Source organism: Microbacterium candidum (assembly GCF_030315975.1).
Classification (GTDB): domain Bacteria; phylum Actinomycetota; class Actinomycetes; order Actinomycetales; family Microbacteriaceae; genus Microbacterium; species Microbacterium candidum.
In genome coordinates this window covers 52788-67368 of record NZ_JASXSZ010000007.1, presented here as the reverse complement: position 1 = coordinate 67368, position 14581 = coordinate 52788, and the positions used below count along the sequence as shown (strand labels likewise).

At 70.0% G+C, this 14581-nt stretch carries 13 protein-coding genes; 6 read left to right on the top strand and 7 right to left on the bottom strand.

Annotated features, from left to right (window positions below; all coding sequences use genetic code 11):
• Positions 1-4 precede the first annotated feature (4 nt).
• Positions 5-862 carry a sulfite exporter TauE/SafE family protein gene (locus QSV35_RS18425; protein ID WP_286290386.1) on the bottom strand — a complete coding sequence of 286 codons (858 nt, stop codon included), beginning with the start codon at positions 860-862 and terminating at the stop codon, positions 5-7.
• Positions 863-1014: 152 nt separating this feature from the next.
• Here QSV35_RS18425 and QSV35_RS18420 point away from each other — a divergent pair, with 152 nt between their 5' ends.
• From QSV35_RS18420 to QSV35_RS18400, 5 genes are all read left to right on the top strand, one after another.
• Complete coding sequence (locus tag QSV35_RS18420) at positions 1015-2694, top strand: SulP family inorganic anion transporter (protein WP_286290385.1); 1680 nt, start codon at positions 1015-1017, stop codon at positions 2692-2694.
• A gap of 1 nt (position 2695) precedes the next feature.
• Positions 2696-3364 carry a GAP family protein gene (locus QSV35_RS18415; protein WP_286290384.1) on the top strand — a complete coding sequence of 223 codons (669 nt, stop codon included), beginning with the start codon at positions 2696-2698 and terminating at the stop codon, positions 3362-3364.
• A 97-nt stretch (positions 3365-3461) separates the two neighbouring features.
• Positions 3462-4394, top strand: coding sequence for a cytochrome c oxidase assembly protein (locus QSV35_RS18410; protein ID WP_286290382.1), 933 nt, complete (start codon positions 3462-3464; stop codon positions 4392-4394).
• Between the two features lie 89 nt (positions 4395-4483).
• Entirely contained in the window at positions 4484-6871 is a 2388-nt protein-coding gene (locus QSV35_RS18405; RefSeq protein ID WP_286290381.1) for an arylsulfatase, read from the top strand.
• A gap of 48 nt (positions 6872-6919) precedes the next feature.
• Positions 6920-7795: a helix-turn-helix transcriptional regulator gene (locus QSV35_RS18400; protein ID WP_286290380.1), complete on the top strand. Its 876-nt coding sequence runs from the start codon at positions 6920-6922 to the stop codon at positions 7793-7795.
• 4 nt (positions 7796-7799) lie between these two features.
• Here the strand turns inward: QSV35_RS18400 and QSV35_RS18395 are convergent, their stop codons facing one another.
• The 3 genes from QSV35_RS18395 to QSV35_RS18385 form a co-directional block, all read right to left on the bottom strand.
• Positions 7800-9014, bottom strand: coding sequence for an MFS transporter (locus tag QSV35_RS18395; RefSeq protein WP_286290379.1), 1215 nt, complete (start codon positions 9012-9014; stop codon positions 7800-7802).
• 83 nt (positions 9015-9097) lie between these two features.
• A complete protein-coding gene (locus QSV35_RS18390; protein WP_286290377.1) occupies positions 9098-10819 on the bottom strand; it encodes an AMP-binding protein in 1722 nt (573 codons plus the stop codon).
• Positions 10820-10823: 4 nt separating this feature from the next.
• The gene (locus tag QSV35_RS18385; protein WP_286290376.1) at positions 10824-11741 is read right to left on the bottom strand and encodes a Dyp-type peroxidase; all 918 of its coding nucleotides are present in this window, start codon (positions 11739-11741) and stop codon (positions 10824-10826) included.
• Between the two features lie 76 nt (positions 11742-11817).
• Between QSV35_RS18385 and QSV35_RS18380 the strand changes: the two genes are divergently transcribed.
• On the top strand, positions 11818-12225 hold the full coding sequence (locus QSV35_RS18380) for an SRPBCC family protein (RefSeq protein ID WP_286290375.1): 408 nt from the start codon (positions 11818-11820) through the stop codon (positions 12223-12225).
• On the opposite strand, the gene QSV35_RS18375 is transcribed toward QSV35_RS18380, so the two are convergent.
• The 3 genes from QSV35_RS18375 to QSV35_RS18365 form a co-directional block, all read right to left on the bottom strand.
• Entirely contained in the window at positions 12214-13470 is a 1257-nt protein-coding gene (locus QSV35_RS18375) for an RNA polymerase sigma factor (protein ID WP_419956870.1), read from the bottom strand. The genes QSV35_RS18380 and QSV35_RS18375 overlap by 12 nt on opposite strands.
• A gap of 65 nt (positions 13471-13535) precedes the next feature.
• A complete protein-coding gene (locus QSV35_RS18370; protein WP_286290373.1) occupies positions 13536-13892 on the bottom strand; it encodes a YciI family protein in 357 nt (118 codons plus the stop codon).
• Positions 13893-13906: 14 nt separating this feature from the next.
• Positions 13907-14476, bottom strand: coding sequence for a dihydrofolate reductase family protein (locus tag QSV35_RS18365; protein WP_286290372.1), 570 nt, complete (start codon positions 14474-14476; stop codon positions 13907-13909).
• Positions 14477-14581: the final 105 nt, after the last annotated feature.

Genomic DNA, 14581 nt, shown 5'->3' with positions numbered 1-14581 from the left:
AAGTCTACCGAGCGGCCGCGGAGCCCTCGGAGCCCGCAGGGCCTTCGACGTCCCCGGCCGCGGTGCTCGCACGCCGGTCGCGCAGGAGCCGCAGGGCCATCTGCACGGCGACGAACACGAGGAAAAGCGCGAACAGGATGTTGCCCACGAGCGGATCGATGAGGGTCGCGATCCACGCGCCGAGCGCTGTCGTCGTGCACGCGGCGATCCCGACGAGGGCGGCGGCGGCGAGATCGACGTTCTTGCGGCGGATGTTGCCGACGGTGCCGGAGATCGCGGTCGGAATCATCATCAGCAGCGATGTGCCCTTCGCGACGAGGTCGCTCGTGCCGAACAGGAGCATCAGGGCCGGGACGACGATGATGCCGCCGCCGACCCCCATGAGTCCGGAGAGGATGCCGGTCACGACGCCCGTGGCGAGGAGGGCCAGGGCGATCCACCATGTGAGTTCGAGCTGCGCCTGCCGGGACGGGATCACGACGAAGAGGCTCACGATCACCACCGCGAGGAAGGCGATGAAGCCCCATCGGAGTGCGACGACGGAGATGCGGTGCAGCAGCCAGGTGCCGATCTGCGCTCCGAAGACCGCACCGACGGCGAGGATGAGCGCCGGGATCCACGCCACCGATCCGTGCACGGCGTAGGAGATGACCCCGACGGCCGCCGTGGGCACGATCGCCGCGAGCGAGGTGCCGGAGGCCAGCTTCTGGTCGAAGTGCAGGAGGAGGACGAGCATCGGCACGATGACGGTTCCGCCGCCGACGCCGAAGAGCCCCGACATGAGGCCCGCGGCGAGGCCGACGCCGATGCACGCGAGGACGAACCGGGGTCCCCTGGTCGTCCGGGCGGGAGGCGTCGTCATCCCCCCAATTTACCTGCGTGCGATCTCACGGCATTCGCGCGAATTCGCGCTCCATCCATACGAACACGGGGCCGGCGTGTGGCGGCGCGCGGATGCCGGATGCCAAGGTAGGGGGCAGACCGCCGACGCCGGGCGGAGATCGAGGAGTGCCCATGCAACCGCCGCTCGCCGGATTGACGCGACGCAATTTCGCGCGCGAGTTCACGGCGGGCATCACGCTCCTCGCCATCGCGATCCCGCTGAACATCGGGTACGCCCAGATCGCCGGCCTTCCGGCGACCGCCGGCCTCTACGCCCTCATCGTGCCGACCGCGATCTACGCGCTCGTCGTCTCGTCCCGCCAGCTCGTGGTCTCCCCGGATGCCGCGGCCGCCGCCCTCGTCGCCTCCTCGATCGGGGGGCTCGCCGCCGCCGGCAGCTCGACGTACATGACGATGGCCCTCGCGCAGGCGATCATCAGCGGCGTCCTCTTCCTGCTGCTCGCGGTCTTCAAGCTCGGGTTCCTCGCGAACTTCCTCTCGAAGCCGATCCTCGTGGGATTCGTCGGCGGCCTAGCGCTCAACATCATGGTCAGTCAGATCGCGAAGATGCTCGGCGTGAAGATCGACTCGGGGGCGGAGTTCGCCGACAAGGTCGTGCAGCTCTTCGGCGCCCTCGACACGGTCAACCCCTACTCGCTGGGCATCTCGGTCGTCGCCGTCGCGATCCTGCTCTTCGGCAAGCGCTACCTGAAGGCCGTGCCGTGGGCACTCGTCGTGATGATCCTGTCCACCGTCGTGGTGCTCGTGTTCGGTCTGGAGAAGCACGGGGTCTCCGTCCTCGGCGAGGTGCCCGCCGGCGCGCCGAGCCTCACGTGGCCGGTGCTCCCCTGGACGACGTGGTTCCAGCTGATCCCCTCGGCGATCGCCCTCACGCTGGTGACGACGGCGGAGGGACTGCTCGTCTCACGTTCGTACTCGGAGAAGAACGGCTACCCGTTCGACGCCAACCGCGACCTCTTCGCCTTCGGGCTCGCCAACATCGCGGCGGGCGCCCAGGGCAGCTTCGCCGCAGGCTCCTCGACGAGCCGCACCGCCGCGATGGACCAGTCCGGCTCCCGCACCCAGCTCCCCTCGATCGTCCTCGCGGTCGGGACCCTGCTGCTCCTCGTCTTCGGAACGGCGCTCCTCGCCGACATTCCGAACCCGGCGATCGGCGCGATCATCGGCGTCGCGATCATCCCGCTCCTGGGCATCCGCGAATTCATCGACATGTGGCGCAAGGACCGCAACGAGTTCCTCATCGGCGCCGTCTGCTTCGCGACGACCCTCTTCGTCGGCTCGATCGCCGGCATCCTCGTCGCGTTCGTCCTCGCGCTCGTCAATCTGGCGCAGCGGGCGTCGCGGCCCGCGATCGACGTGCTCGCCGACGGCGGTGAGGGCGAGGCATCCCTCCTCGAGGACGCGCCGCAGGGCACGGTCACCGCACCCGGGGTCATCGTCATCCGGCTCGCCGCGCCGCTCTTCTTCGCGAACGCGTCCGTGTTCACGACCGCCACCAAGAACGCGATCATCGCGGCCGGCGTCGACTCGGTGCACGACCTCGTCATGGACATGGAGGCCGTCACGGATGTCGACATCACCGGAGCCGAGGCGTTCGAGAACTTCAGCCAGTGGCTCGAAGAGAACCACGTCCGCCTCTCCTTCAGCCGCGTGCGCCCGCAATCGGCCGAGCGACTGAAGAAGCTCGGCATCCTGCACGACCAGAAGATCTACCCGACCAACCGCGAAGCGGTCGAAGCCGTCTCCTCCGCCGCATCCGCATCGACCGCCGTCGATCAGAAGGATCACTGACATGGGCAACGCCATCGGCTCCATCCTCCCGCTCGCCCTGGGCGTCGCGATCAGCCCGATCCCGATCATCGCCGCGATCCTCATGCTGCTCTCGCCGAAGGCGAAGGTGACGGGAGTCGGATTCCTCCTCGGCTGGGTCGTGGGGATCGTCGTGGCCGTCACGCTCTTCACGGTGCTGTCCTCGGCGCTGCCGGCCGAGAACAGCGGCTCCGCACCGATCAAGGGCACGATCCAGCTCGTCCTGGGCGTCCTTCTGCTCCTCCTCGCCGTCGGCCAGTGGCGCAAGCGCCCGAAGAAGGGCGAAGAGCCGACGATGCCGAAGTGGATGCAGGCCATCGACAAGGTGAGCTTCTGGGGTGCGCTGGGGCTCGGGTTCCTGCTGTCCGCGCTCAACCCGAAGAACCTCATCCTGGCCGTCGGCGCGGGAACCGCCATCGGCGCCGCCGCGCTCCCCGTGAGCGAGGACGTGCTGGTCATCGCGATCTACACGATCATCGCCGCGTGCACCGTCGCGATCCCCGTCATCGGCTACCTCATCGCCGCCGACAAGCTGCATGAACCGCTCGACAAGCTCCGCGCGTGGCTCACCGAGGAGAACTCGGTCATCATGGCGGTCCTGCTGCTGGTCATCGGGATCTCGATGATCGGCAAGGGCATCGCCGCGTTCTGAGTCGCACCGAGGCCTGGACGGAGCGGGCGGTCACCCGCCGAGCGGAAGGTATCGTTGCGTTCAGGCGATTCTTGGTGGCGGGAGCGAGACTTCTCGGGTGGGTGAGCTGTTCACGGCGTGGGCGCCGAGCGTCCTCGGGATCGGGCTTCCCGTTCTCGTCGCTGTCGTCTACGCCTCGGGCGTCTTCGCGGCGCGCAGGCGCGGCATCCCGTGGCCGACGTGGCGCCTCGTCATCTGGCTCCTGACGTGCGGCATCGCCGTGTGGACGCTCTGCGGCGCCCCGACGGCCCTCCGCCACAGCAACCCGTTCATGGACGGGGTGGCGATCGGGACGTTCGCCGCGGTCCTCCCCCTGGGCTTCGCGCTCGGCGACCCGTTCCGGCTCGTCGAGTCGCTGCGCGGCCGCCGGATCGGGTGGGCGCGCGGGCGTATCGCGCGCTTCCTGATGTTCCCGGGCCTCGCATCCCTGCTCGCCGCGATCGTGCTGACCTACGCCGTGACCTCCGAGTGGTACCAGGCCGCCCTCACCGACCAGCTCGCCTGGGCGCTGCTGCTTCTCACGGCGCTCGTGACCGGGCTTCTCGTGAACCTCCCGCTCCTGTCCGAGGACCTCATGCCCGCGTGGGCGACGCCGGCGGTCAAGACGCTCATCGCGTTCGCGGACGGCATCTTCGACGCGATCCCCGGCATCGTCATGCTCAATCTCGTCGATCTCTATTCGGGCACGGCGCTGCTCGCCGTCGCCGAGGCCATCGGCATCCCGATGATCGCCGCGACCGTCGTCATGTGGGTGCGGTCGGATGCCGAGGAGCAGAAGCTCGTCGATGCCGAGCTGGATGCGCGGGAGGCCGCTGCCGCGGCGGCGCCTGCGGCCGTGCCGACGGACGACCCCTCGACAAGCGCGGGGACCGGAACAGGCTCGGGCACCGGAACAGGCTCGGGCACCGACACGGCGGAGCCGGCGAACGCGGAGGGCGAGGGCCTGTGGTGGCTCGACGACCCGCGCTTCGCCGATCGCTTCCGCGACTGACAGCGCGCCCTTCCGCCAGACGCCCGATTGCCGCCAGGATCGATCCGGGGGCATCAGGCAGCGCCCTCGGACACTTTCGGGGAGCGTGCATGAGCGGACAGACGGACATTCAGCGGTCGATCCTTCCGATCCCGGACCGGCGGTCCACAATCGTGACGACGTTCGACGCGAAGGACCCGGACACGGCGTTCCCGCCGATCACCCCGCTGCGTCCGCCGGCCGGAGCGCCGAACGTGCTCGTGATCCTGCTCGACGACGTCGGGTTCGGGGCGTCCAGCGCGTTCGGCGGGCCCATCGCCATGCCGAACGCCGAGCGGCTCGCGAAGACCGGCCTGCGCTATACGCGCTTCCATACGACCGCCATGTGCTCGCCGACGCGCGCAGCGCTGCTCTCCGGCCGCAACCACCAGACGGTCGGCATGGGCGGCATCACCGAGATGGCGACGTCGTCGCCCGCGGCGACATCCATCCGCCCCAACACGTGCGCGCCGCTCGCAGAGATCCTGAAGCTCAACGGCTACTCCACCGCGCAGTTCGGGAAGTGCCACGAGGTGCCCGTGTGGGAGACCGGGCCGACCGGTCCCTTCGACCACTGGCCGGCGCCCGGCGGCGGGTTCGAGTACTTCTACGGCTTCCTCGGGGCGGAGACGAACCAGTACTACCCGGCGATCTACGAGAACACCGTCCCGATCGAGCCCGAGCGCACGCCCGAAGAGGGCTACCACTTCATGGAGGACATGACCGACAAGGCCATCGGGTGGATCCAGACCGAGAAGGCCATGACCCCCGACAAGCCGTTCTTCGTCTACTTCGCCCCCGGCGCGACGCACGCGCCGCACCACGTGCCCAAGGAGTGGGCGGACAAGTACAAGGGCGCCTTCGACGACGGCTGGGACGCCCTCCGCGAGCGCACTTTCGCGAAGCAGAAGGACATGGGGATCGTCCCGGAGGGCACGGACCTCGCCGCACGGGATGCCGTCATGCCGGCATGGGACGACATGCCGGAAGAACTCCTCCCGGTCCTGCGCCGCCAGATGGAGGTCTACGCCGGATACCTCGAGTACGCGGACCACTACGTCGGACAGGTGCTCGACACGCTGGAGCAGCTCGACATCCTCGACGACACGCTGATCTACTACATCATCGGCGACAACGGCGCCTCGCCCGAGGGCACGCTGCAGGGCACGTTCAGCGAGCTCATCTCCATCAACTACCGCGGCGACATCGAGACGCCCGAGTTCCTCGCGTCGAAGATCGACGACCTCGGCGGCCCCGACGCCTACAACCACTACGCGCTCGGATGGGCGCACGCGATGTGCACGCCGCTGCAGTGGACGAAGCAGATCGCCTCGCACTGGGGCGGCACCCGCAATGCCACGATCATGCACTGGCCGACGCGCATCGCGCCGGAGACGTCCACGCCGGGCGGCGGCATCCGCGAGCAGTTCACGCACGTCATCGACGTCGCCGCGACGGTGCTGGATGCAGCCGGCATCCCGGAGCCCTCGACCGTCAACGGCATCACGCAGGAGCCGCTGCACGGCATCTCGATGCTCTACACGATCGACGACGCGGATGCGGCGGAGCAGCACCACACGCAGTACTTCGAGCTGCTCGGCAACCGCGGGATCTACCACAAGGGCTGGTCGGCGGTCACGATCCACCGGTACCCGGGGCTTCCCGGCATCACGCAGATGACACAGGGGTTCGACGAGGACCGCTGGGAGCTGTACGACGGCTCCACGGACTGGTCGCAGGCGCACGACGTCGCCGCGGACCACCCGGACAAGCTGGCCGAGCTGCAGCGGCTGTTCCTGCTGCAGGCCGACCGCTACGGCGTCTTCCCGCTCGACGACCGCAAAGCGGAGCGGCTCAACGCGACGATCGCCGGGCGCCCCGAGCTCATCCGGGGCACCTCGCAGACGCTCTTCCCCTCGATGCGGCGCCTCGCGGAGAACACGGTCCTGAACATCAAGAACCGGTCGTACTCGGTCACCTCGGAGATCGCGATCCCCGAGGAGGGCGTCGCCGGCACGATCGTCGCGCAGGGCGGGCGCTTCGGCGGTTGGGCGCTGTACGCCGTCGACAACGTGCTGAGCTACTGCTACAACACGCTCGGCGTCGACTGGTACACGACGCGGGCGACGTCACCGCTGCCGGCCGGCACCCACCAGGTGCGCGCGGAGTTCGCGTACGACGGCGGCGGACTCGGCAAGGGCGGCGGCGTGACGCTGTTCGTCGACGGGACGCCGGTCGGTTCCGGACGGGTCGAGCAGACGCATCCCTTCATCTTCTCCGGCGATGAGACGACGGATGTCGGCGCCGAGACGGCGACGACCGTCTCCGGCGACTACGACGCGCGCGACAGCCGCTTCACCGGGAGGATCGCCTGGGTACGGCTGGATGCGGGCGACGACAGCCACGACCACCTCATCGACCCGGAGTACGTCTACCACGTCGCACTGCGGCGGCAGTAGGCCGAACCGATCGGAATAGGGCGACCTCCGGGGACGGTTGCCCCTCTCATGACGCGCACCGAGGACGCCATCGCTGAGCAGGACCAGGCCGTCGAAGCGCTGCTGGCCGCCGTGGATGTGCGCCTGCGGCGGCAGACGCGGCTTACGACACGCCCCGACGCCGGTGTCGAACTCGACCGCGATGCGCTCTCGCTCGTCTACGTGACCGAGGGACGCGTCCGGGTGGAGATCCGCGACACTCCCACGGAGCTCGCGGTCGGCGATCTCCTGCTGTCCTCGGGCCGGACCGCGGTCCAGCTGACGACACCCGGCGGCGGCGCACGCATCGTCGTGTCCACCCTCGAACTGGCGGACCGGTCGAGCCACGTCGGAGCGCTGCTTCCCGAATTCGGCTTCGTCCGCGACTTCGACGAGCACGAACCAGCAGCGGCCGCCCTCGCCGCTCACCTCGGCATCGACCTGGAGGACGAGTCCGCGCAGGATTGCACGCGTGGCGGGGACTCGGTGATCTGCCGGATGATGGCCACCACGGTGCTCATCTCCGCGATCCGCGCCTGGGCGGTGCACGGATGCGCGCCCGCAGGCTGGCCGTCGCGCTCGAGCGACCCGCACTTGGATCGCGTCGTGGCGGCGATCGACGCGGCACCCGGCGACAACTGGACGATCGCCGCCCTGGCGACGATCGGAACCATGTCGCGCACGGTGTTCGCGGAGCGTTTCCGCGCCGCGTTCGGCCTCCCGCCGGCCGCCTACGTCACCGAGGTGCGCATGCGCACGGCGCAGAAGATGCTGGCGGGTGGCACCGCGGTCGGCGAGGTGTCGCGCTCGCTCGGCTACGGCTCGGAAGACGGATTCAGCCGGGCGTTCCGCCGCCGCACCGGGCAGAGCCCCTCTGCGTGGCGGGCGGCGGAACGTCCGGTCTGAGCCGTCACTCGGCGCGCGCGCTGATCCGTCCGGAGAGCCCGAACAGGACCGCTCCGGCCACGAGCACGACCGCGCCGATCGCGTACACCGTTTCGATCCCGAGGCCGTCGAGGAGCGCTCCGCCCGCGCCTGCGGCGATCATGATCGCGGTCTGGAACCCCGTGACCACGAGGCCGCCCCCGGCCTCCATCCGGTCCGGCATCCGGTGTCCGATCCACGTGTTGACGATGAGTCCCCAGGAGGCGAAGAAGGCGCCCCACAGGATCGCGATCACGCCGATCGCCCACACGGATCCGGATGCCGCCACCATGAGCGCCACCGCCGCGGCGATGGCGAGCGGCGTGACGACCGACAGCACGCGGTAGGTGCGGTCGACGATGAGACCGAGCGCGATGTTCCCGACAAGCCCTCCGACTCCGAACAGCGCCAGCAGGACGATGACGGTCTGCTCGCTGAGCGGTGCGCCGCCGTCCTGCACCCGTTCGAGGGCGAGCCGGACATACGTGTAGGCGAGGAAGTGCCCGAGGACGACGAGGATGTTCCCGACCACCCCGATCCCGATGCCCGGGCGGCGGAATGTGTCGATGAGGGTCCCCAGTCGCGCGGAGCCCTCGGCCGGCACGCTCGGCAGGAGCCATCGGAGCGCGACCGCGAGCAGGACGGCCGCCGCGGCTCCGAATCCGAAGACGCCGCGCCAGCCGACGACCTGGCTGAGGAGAACGCCCACGGGGACGCCGGCCACGGTCGCCAGCGACATCCCGGCCGTCGTGAACATGACCGCGCGGCCGAGACGCTCCGGACCCGCGATGCGCGCGGCCACCGTCACCGACATCGCCCAGAAGGCCGAGATGGCGGCGCCCAGCAGCAGCCGGCCGAGAAGAAGCAGCGGCAGGCTCGGGGCGATGGCGACGATCGCGTTCGAGATCACCGCTCCGATCGCCGCCCACACGAGCAGCGACCGCCGATCGAGGCGCGGCAGCAGGAGCCCGATCGTCGGCGCGACGAGAAGCCCCGCGAAGGCCGTCGCCGTCACCATCTGCCCTGCTTGGCCCGGTGTCACTCCGATCGAGGCCGCAATGTCGGGCAGCAGCCCGCCGGGGAGGAACTCCGAGGTCACGAGGACGAAGCTCGTCGCCATCATCGTGAGCAGCGCCCCGTAGCGCAGGCGTGCGTGAGACGTCGGTGGGCTGAGGGTGGGGACGGGTGCGGTGACGGTCATGCGGGGTGCAACCGATGGGTCGGCGGCATCCATCCGACGACCCGTCCGGGCGATCCCACCGATCGTCCGGATCCTCCGGGTGGCTACTCGAAGAGGATCGTGTCGCGCCACTCGACGGTCGTGATCGTGCCCTCCGAGATCGAGATCTCGCGCTCGCGCAGCTCGACCCGGCGGATCTTCCCGGAGATCGTCTTCGGCAGCTCGAAGAACTCGACGCGGCGCACGCGCTGGAACGGGGCGAGGTGGTCGCGCGCGTACTGCAGGATGGCGCGCGCCGTCGCCTCGTCCGCGACGTGCCCGGCCGCGAGCGCGATGTACGCCTTCGGCACGGCGAGCCGCGTCTCGTCGGGCGCTGGGACGACCGCCGCCTCCGCGACCGCCGGGTGCTCGATGAGCACGCTCTCGAGCTCGAACGGGCTGATCTTGTAGTCCGACGCCTTGAACACGTCGTCGGCGCGGCCGACGTAGGTGAGGTTGCCGTCGTCCTCGCGGCGCGCGATGTCGCCCGTGTGGTAGCGCCCGCCGGCCATCGCCTCGGCGTTGCGCGCGGGGTCGCCGACGTACCCGGCCATGAGGTTGACGGGATGCTGCGACAGGTCGATGCAGATCTCTCCCTCCCCCGCGACCTCGTCGGTGATCGGGTCGACGAGCACGACGGGGCAGCCGGGCAGCGGCAGCCCCATCGATCCCTCACGCACGGGCGCACCGGGCGGGTTCGCGATCACCGCGGTCATCTCGGTCTGGCCGTAGCCGTCGCGGATGGTCATGCCCCAGTGGGTGTGCACCTGGCTGATGACCTCGGGGTTCAGCGGCTCGCCCGCCGACACGACTTCGCGAAGCGATCCGGGACCTGCCGACAGGTCGGACTGGATGAGCATCCGCCACACCGTCGGAGGCGCGCAGAACGTCGTCACCCGGTTGTCGCGCAGCTGCCCGAGGAGTGCGGCCGCATCGAACCGTGCGTAGTTGTAGACGAAGATCGTCGCTTCGGCGATCCACGGGGCGAAGAAACAGCTCCACGCGTGCTTCGCCCAGCCCGGCGAGCTGATCGCGAGGTGCACGTCGCCCGGCATGAGGCCGATCCAGTACATCGTCGTCAGGTGCCCGACGGGGTACGACGCCTGCGTGTGCTCGACGAGCTTCGGCGACGACGTCGTCCCGGACGTGAAGTAGAGAAGCAGACGGTCGTCGGGAGCGGTTCCGGGATGCGGCGTGGGCGCCGCATCCGCCGTGAACGCCTCTGCGAAGTCCGCCCAGTCGGCAGGCCCGTCGCCCACGCGGATCCGCGTATATGCACCGGGCACGTCGTCGAACTTCGCCGCATCCCCGCCCGTCGCGATGACGTGCCGCACGGCGCCGCGCTCGACGCGGTCGATGAGATCGCGCGTTCCGACGGCGGTCGTGGTGGGGAGCACCACCGCGCCGAGCTTGAAGATGCCGAGCATCGCCTCCCACAGCTCGACCTGATTGCCGAGCATCAGCATCACCGAATCGCCCTTCGCGACACCGAGCCCGGCGAGCCAGGCAGCCACCTGATCGGAGCGGCGCGCCATCTCGTCGAACGAGCGCTCGGTACGCCCGCCGCCCTCCTCGACGATCACGAGCGCCGGGCGGTCGTTGCCCCGCGCGATCGCGTCGAACCAGTCGACCGCCCAGTTGAAGGTGTCACCGAGATCCGGCCAGGAGAAGCCGATGGCCGCGTCACGGCGGTCCTCGCGCAGTTCGATCAGGCGGTCGCGCGCGGCGCGGTACGCCTCGATGTCAGCCCCGTTGTCAGCCCCGTTGTCAGCCCCGTTGTCAGCCATGGTCTCAGTCTCCCAGTGCCGCGAGCGCATCCGCGCTCGGCGCGAAGAACACAGTGCCGGTCACGGGTGTCGACACGTCCAGGATGCGGTCGTGCAGCCCCGGCGGGTCGCCGAGGAACATGCGCTGCAGCATCCGCTCGATCACCCAGAGGCGGCGCGTGTATCCGATGAAGTAGGTGCCGAACTCCCCCGCCGCAGGACGTCCGAACGGCATGTTGTCGCGCAGGATGTCGTGCTCGCCGGCATCGTCCTCGATCGTGTTGAGGGTCTTGTGCGACTTCTGGCCGCTCTCGGCGTCGGGCAGCTCGACGTTGTCGATCTTCGTGCGGCCGATGACGGCCTGCTGGTCCTCGGTCGACATCGCCTGCCAGGCATCCAGGTCGTGCAGGTACTTCTGCGTGACGACGTAGGCGCCGCCCGCGTGCGCGGCATCCTCGTCGCCGACGATCGTCACCTGCGGCAGCGCACGCCCGACGGGATTCGCGGTGCCGTCGACGAATCCGAGCAGGTCCCGCGCGTCGAAATAGCGGAAGCCCACGGTCTCGTCGACGACGGTGACGGCATCGCCGAGGGATGCCAGCAGCAGGCGTTCGAATTCGAAGCACAGGTCTGCGGAGTCGGCCCGGATGTGGAAGAGGAGATCACCGTCCGTCCCCGGCGCCGTGTGCGTTTCGCCCACCACCGTCTGGAAGGCGTGGAGTTCCGCGGGCGGCGGAGTCCCCATGACATCCGCCCACACGCGCGCGCCGATCGCCGCGATGCACACGAGCGACTCCCGCAGGTCGCGGAACGACACGGTCTTCACGAGCCCGTCCAGGTCGCCGAGCACCGCGCGGACGGTCGCGGCATCCGCCACCGTCACGACGAGGAAGACCGCCGATCGGGTCAGGGGCGCATCGATGGCTTGCGGCTCGGGTGTCATTCGGTCATCGTCGCACGCGGTCCGAACCCGCGGAAGAGCCTCCCGCGTGTCCGTGGGGAGGCCTATCGTGGCGCTCATGACCGCGTTCATCGTGTCCCGGCTCGTGCAGACAGATCCCTTGACCGCGTACGACGCGTGGGCCCACGCCGACCGCATGCGCGAGTGGTGGTGGCCGCAGTGGGCGGAGACCACCTACGACCTCGACGTCCAGCAAGGCGGTGCCTACGAGATCCGCTCGCCGATCGACGGCGTCGCCGTCTCCGGCGGATACACCGAGGCGCGCCCTGGCCACGTCCTCGCCTTCACGTGGCTGTGGGACGGGGAGTCGGAGGCCGACCGCGTGACGGTGGTGTTCGACCCCGTGGACTCCGCGACCACGGAGATGACCCTCGTGCACGTGGCCCCCGGCCGCGCGTACAACCCCGACTACGAGCAGGGCTGGCACGACGTGCTGGAGCGGTTCCCCGCATCCTCAGACGCCTGACGCGCGCGCTTCCAGCATCGCTCGCTCCGCCGCGTTCTCGGTGAGCTCGGCTGCCCGCACGAACTCGGCGCGCGCCTCCGCGCTCCGCCCGAGGCGCTCGAGCAGGTCGCCGCGCACGGCGTGCAGCAGGTGGTATCCGTCGATCGTCCCGGTGCCGGCGACGGCGTCGACGAGCTCGAGGCCGGCGGTGGGACCGTAGACCTCGGCCACGGCGACCGCTCGGTTGAGCTCGACGATCGGCGACGGGCGGCGCGCCGCGAGCACGGCGTAGAGCCCCGCGATCCGGCGCCAGTCGGTGTCGTCCGGGGTCGTCGCCATCGCGTGGGCGGCGGCGATCGCCGCCTGCAGCGCGTACGGCCCCGGCGGCTCGGCGCGCGACCGGGCGAGGGTGTGCGCTCGGGCGAGAGCTGCGAACCCGCGGCGGATGAGGAGCCGGTCCCACCGGGTGCGGTCCTGGTCGTGCAGGAGCACGAGACGGCCCGCCGGATCGTGGCGGGCCCGCAGCCGCGACGCCTGCAGCTCGAGCAGCGCCGCGAGCCCGAAGACCTCGGGCTCTGTCGGCATGAGGCCGCCGAGGATGCGGGCGAGCCGCAGCGCGTCGAAGCACAGCTCGGTCCGCATCCAGTCGTCACCCGCGGTCGCCGCGTACCCCTCGTTGAAGACGAGGTACACGACCTCCAGCACGGCATCCAGCCGCGCGGTCAGCTCCGGCCCCTCGGGGACGGCGTACGGGATGCCGGCATCCTGGATCGTCCGCTTCGCCCGCGAGATGCGCCGCACGATCGTGGCCGTCGGCTGCACGTAGGCACGTGCGATCTCCTCGGTCGTGAGCCCGCCGACCATGCGGAGGGTCAGCGCGACCTGCGACGCCCGCGGGAGAACGGGGTGGCACGCCGTGAAGAACATGCGCAGCAGGTCGTCGGAGACCTCTTCGGGCTCGTCGGCCGTCTCCAGCAGGACTTCGGTCTCGAGCAGCGGCCGCTTGCGCGCGAGCGTCCCGTCCCGCCGGATGCGATCGATCGCGCGGCGTTTCGCAGTGGTCGTGAGCCAGGCGCCGGGGTTCGCCGGCACGCCGTCGCGCGGCCACTGCTCGAGCGCGGCGAGGTGCGCGTCCTGTGCCACGTCCTCCGCGGCTCCGATGTCGCCGAGGAGCCGCGTCAGGACGGCGACGAGCTGGGGCCATTCGATACGCCAGGCGGCATCCACCGCCGCATCCACCCGATCGCCCGGCACGGAAGCCCGCACAGCATCAGCGGGGGCGGATGCGGCGGCCGCGCGCTCCCCCGCGCGGCCCGCCGGCTCCCCGGAGCTCACTGCCCGTCGAGCTCACGCAGCTCGAGGGCCATCTTCCATTCGGGGCCGTGGATGCGGAGGAACCGCGTGCCCCACTCGACCGCCTCGTCGCGCGAACGCGTCTGCAGCAGGCAGTATCCGCCGACGACCTCCTTCGACTCGGTGAAGGGGCCGTCGAGCACCGTCACCTCGCCGCCGGCGAGCCGCAGCACCGCGCTCTCCTCGGGCGGGCGGAGCCCGGCGGTGTCGAGGAGCACTCCGGCCTTCGTCATCTCTTCGAGGAGCGCACCCATGTCCTCCTCGAGCTTCGGGTCGGGACCCCAGTCCTCGGGGAACGACTCCAGATCGGGGCGGATCAGCAGCAGGTATCGCATGGTCCGATCCTCCCTCACGCGACGCTGCAGCGCAGGTACACGGCGCCTGAGGCGAACGACTGCGATTCGGCCACGTCGAGGTCGAGCTTCGTGCCCGCGGGGAACAGCGGCGTGCCGCCGCCGATCACGAGCGGGTGGACGACGATGCGGAACTCATCGAGGAGCCCCTCGGCGAGGAACGAGTGGACGAGCTTCGGGCTTCCGTAGATCGCGATGGTCCCGCCATCCGTCTCCTTCAGCCGCCCGAACTCCTCCGCGAGATTCCCGCTGACGAGCCGCGTGTTGTTCCAGTCGGCCGATTCGAGCGTCGACGAGACGACGATCTTGGAGACCTGGTTGACCCACTCGGCGTGCGCGCGTTCGGTCTCGGTGCTCTCGTCGGTCGGCTGGGTGCTCCAGTAGCCGGACATCCCGAGATAGGTCTCCCGCCCGTAGACGGGCAGGTCGAAGTCTTCCTGGATGTGCTGCGCGTAGGCGGCGAGCTCGTCGTCGTAGGCGCGGTGCGTCCACTCGAGCCCCATCCCCTCGTTCGACGACGCGTACCCGTCGAGCGTCATGTGGGCGAATGCCACGATCTTCCGCATGAGCGGTCCTTCCGATGCGGGGCCGCCTTTCGGCCCCTTCACCTGTTCCGTCGAACGAGGATCGCGGATTCGGACACGGATGCGCAAACCGTCCCGCCGGTCGCC

Coding starts and splice junctions, on each gene's coding strand:
- QSV35_RS18425 (WP_286290386.1), bottom strand. CDS start 862: ATGACGACGCCTCCCGCCCGGACGACCAGGGGACCCCGGTTCGTCCTC.
- QSV35_RS18420 (WP_286290385.1), top strand. CDS start 1,015: ATGCAACCGCCGCTCGCCGGATTGACGCGACGCAATTTCGCGCGCGAG.
- QSV35_RS18415 (WP_286290384.1), top strand. CDS start 2,696: ATGGGCAACGCCATCGGCTCCATCCTCCCGCTCGCCCTGGGCGTCGCG.
- QSV35_RS18405 (WP_286290381.1), top strand. CDS start 4,484: ATGAGCGGACAGACGGACATTCAGCGGTCGATCCTTCCGATCCCGGAC.
- QSV35_RS18400 (WP_286290380.1), top strand. CDS start 6,920: ATGACGCGCACCGAGGACGCCATCGCTGAGCAGGACCAGGCCGTCGAA.
- QSV35_RS18395 (WP_286290379.1), bottom strand. CDS start 9,014: ATGACCGTCACCGCACCCGTCCCCACCCTCAGCCCACCGACGTCTCAC.
- QSV35_RS18390 (WP_286290377.1), bottom strand. CDS start 10,819: ATGGCTGACAACGGGGCTGACAACGGGGCTGACAACGGGGCTGACATC.
- QSV35_RS18385 (WP_286290376.1), bottom strand. CDS start 11,741: ATGACACCCGAGCCGCAAGCCATCGATGCGCCCCTGACCCGATCGGCG.
- QSV35_RS18380 (WP_286290375.1), top strand. CDS start 11,818: ATGACCGCGTTCATCGTGTCCCGGCTCGTGCAGACAGATCCCTTGACC.
- QSV35_RS18370 (WP_286290373.1), bottom strand. CDS start 13,892: ATGCGATACCTGCTGCTGATCCGCCCCGATCTGGAGTCGTTCCCCGAG.
- QSV35_RS18365 (WP_286290372.1), bottom strand. CDS start 14,476: ATGCGGAAGATCGTGGCATTCGCCCACATGACGCTCGACGGGTACGCG.